This window comes from Collinsella sp. LCP21S3_D3, from assembly GCF_052118305.1.
Lineage (GTDB): Bacteria > Actinomycetota > Coriobacteriia > Coriobacteriales > Coriobacteriaceae > Collinsella.
The window spans coordinates 1-989 of record NZ_JBQKHK010000052.1; the positions used below are offsets into that span (position 1 = coordinate 1).

Here is a 989-nt window from a genome sequence, read left to right on the forward strand (position 1 = left end):
CGAGTTCACCGACCAGTACATCGCCGAGGCCGGCATCCGCGGGAAGCACATGCCGCAGATCGTCCGCGAGAAGCTGGACTCCATCGAGGACAACCTCGAGTTCGTCAAGAAGACCATGGCCGGCATGACCAAGGCCGAGATCGAGATGCCCCTCACGGCCTCCACGACCCTCGACTCCCTGGTCAACTCCGAGTCCGAGTCCGACCTGATCATCGACCCGATGCCCAACCTCTACTTCACCCGCGACCCGTTCGCGGTCGTCGGCGAGGGCGTCAACCTCAACCGCATGTACTCGGTCACCCGCAACCGCGAGACCCTGTACGGCAAGTACGTCTTCAAGTACCACCCCGACTACAAGGACGTCTCCCTGTACTTCCGCCGCGACTGCCAGTTCCACACCGAGGGCGGCGACGTGCTGAACATCAACGAGAAGACCCTCGCCGTCGGCATCTCCCAGCGCACCCAGGCCGCCGCTATCGACGTCATGGCCCAGAACATCTTCTGGAACTCCGACTCCAAGGTCGAGCGCATCCTGGCCTTCGACATCCCGGTCTCGCGCGCCTTCATGCACCTCGACACGGTCTTCACCCAGATCGACGTCGATAAGTTCACGATCCACCCCGCCATCATGGGCACCCTGCGCGTCTACGAGCTGACCGCCGGCAAGAACCCGGGCGACGTGAACATCCGCCTGATCGAGGACACCCTCGAGCACGTCCTGGAGGACGCCACCGGCGTCGACCAGGTCAAGCTGATCCCCTGCGGCGGCGGCGACCCGATCGCGGCCTCCCGCGAGCAGTGGAACGACGGCTCCAACACCCTGTGCGTCGAGCCCGGCAAGATTTGCGTCTACGCCCGCAACACCGTCACCAACGACGTGCTGTACAAGGAGGGCCTGGACCTTCTCGTCGTGCCCTCCGCCGAGCTCTCCCGCGGCCGTGGCGGCCCGCGCTGCATGAGCATGCCCTTCTGGCGCGAGGACCTCTAAG

Annotated in this window: 1 protein-coding gene; it reads left to right on the forward strand. The window is 64.9% G+C overall.

From position 1 onward, the window contains the following. The coding region (locus tag ACTQ1S_RS09325; protein WP_441055873.1) for an arginine deiminase at positions 1 to 988 on the forward strand (988 nt) is incomplete at its 5' end. Position 989: the final 1 nt, after the last annotated feature.